The following is a 1,517-nucleotide window of genomic DNA, read 5'->3' as shown; positions in this document are numbered from 1 at the left end:
GTATACTGGCTTAATCCTCTGCAAGCCTCGTCAGCCGTGATTTTTGCCAGATTTCGTGGTTTTCACGTTCAACAGCTCCTGCACGTTTTTTGCCGTCCGTTCACCGTTAAACTCCGCAGAAATCGGGACAGGATGTGCAAATGTAATACCGTCACCCGCGACGATATTCCGTTTGCCATCTGGTCAGGGCTTCACCCCGACACCCCGCATCAGTGCGTACGTGCTCAATGTGGTTTCCGGTTCTCTTCCGCTTCCTCGCCCACTCGCTCACTAACGTTCGGTCGCTGGGGCTGCGGCGAGCGGTGCCACCTCTCGCATGTTATCGGTGATTCCGCTGTTGTTCTTTCGGGGATGAGTCGCCAGATAGCTCTTCAAACGCTCTCAGAAGCTCTCAGGCGCACGAAACGGGTTTTAAATGCCCGTCAGGGCATGGAAGGCGCGAAAAACGCTTACAGAGGGTTTCAGGAGGTCAGGCGCGCCGATACCCCTAACCAGGGGCTTTCAGGTCGCCAGGAACCGCGTCAGCCCCCTGCAAAGCCCATTTGCACGGCACTGGCAGCTATTCAGCTGGTTGGTGGTCGTAGACCGTCGATGTTACAGCGATGGGGGTCTGGGGTTCTCCCCAGACGGTTTCCGGTTGCGCTCAAGGCGCTGCCGGAACCGTGGCAGCTCAGACGTTTTGGAGATTATCGGGCAAAGGTTGCGAATGACGTCAATGACGTCATTTTGCGGCGTTTGCCCTATCCTGCATCGCATCGAACTGACATGCGGCAAAAGAGCAATGCAGGATAGACAATCATGGTCAAAACGTTAACACGTAGCCCTGATTGTCCGCCTGCCGCTGGCTCTTTAAATCCGGCCGCCCTGAATGACACTAAAGCCGTTTTTGAGTGCCTTTTTGTGGTTGGTTACGGTGCCTTTCCAACCAAATTGTTCATTCAGCCGGTATGTTTTTGATCTGCCAACTTTAGGTCCCTCAAAGATCACCCCAACATCCAGTAGCGCGCGAACGGCGCGACTAACATTCGTTTTCTGCATCCCTAAAGTTTCAGCAATATCTGCTTGGGCGATCTGAATGAAGTTTTCGTAATCCAGATCTGCAAGCATCAGCATTAAGACCTTGAATTGCTCCCCGGTTAATTCCTTAGCCAAGATCCGTAATGCGTCTTGATTCATGGTGAAATGCCTCTGAAATGCTGATTTTTGTTTAGGGCGGATAACGGCAACGAAGCCGCCGATAATCTCACCCTGGTCATTTATCTGAGTGATTCTCTCGACATCCTTACTCATCTTTGAACCCTATTTGAGTTATCAATAATGATAACAGTGTTATCATTATTGATAACTATGTCAACTGTAACCCTTAGATTTTGTTAATGTTTTTATTCTCCTTTCTGTATCTTTATATTAGGCGTCTAACGCATTGATTCCATTAGATATTTATCCTAGCTACTCTTTGGGGTGTCGGGGCGAAGCCCTGACCCAGTCACGTAACGATAGCGGAGTGTATACTGGCT

The 1,517-nt window shown here is 50.2% G+C and carries 2 protein-coding genes; one reads left to right on the top strand and one right to left on the bottom strand.

Annotated features, from left to right (window positions below; translation table 11 throughout):
- Nucleotides 1-792, top strand: a 792-nt coding sequence (locus QP752_RS11190; protein ID WP_284805531.1) for a hypothetical protein, incomplete at its 5' end; no start/stop codon positions are given.
- Between the two features lie 57 nt (nucleotides 793-849).
- Here the strand turns inward: QP752_RS11190 and QP752_RS11185 are convergent.
- Nucleotides 850-1,290 carry a hypothetical protein gene (locus QP752_RS11185; protein WP_000031238.1) on the bottom strand — a complete coding sequence of 147 codons (441 nt, stop codon included), beginning with the start codon at nucleotides 1,288-1,290 and terminating at the stop codon, nucleotides 850-852.
- Nucleotides 1,291-1,517 lie beyond the last annotated feature (227 nt).

It is taken from the genome of Corynebacterium sp. UMB10321 (assembly GCF_030228725.1).
In the GTDB taxonomy this organism is placed as follows: Bacteria; Actinomycetota; Actinomycetes; order Mycobacteriales; family Mycobacteriaceae; genus Corynebacterium; species Corynebacterium pseudogenitalium.
This window is presented reverse-complemented; position numbering and strand designations above follow the sequence as displayed.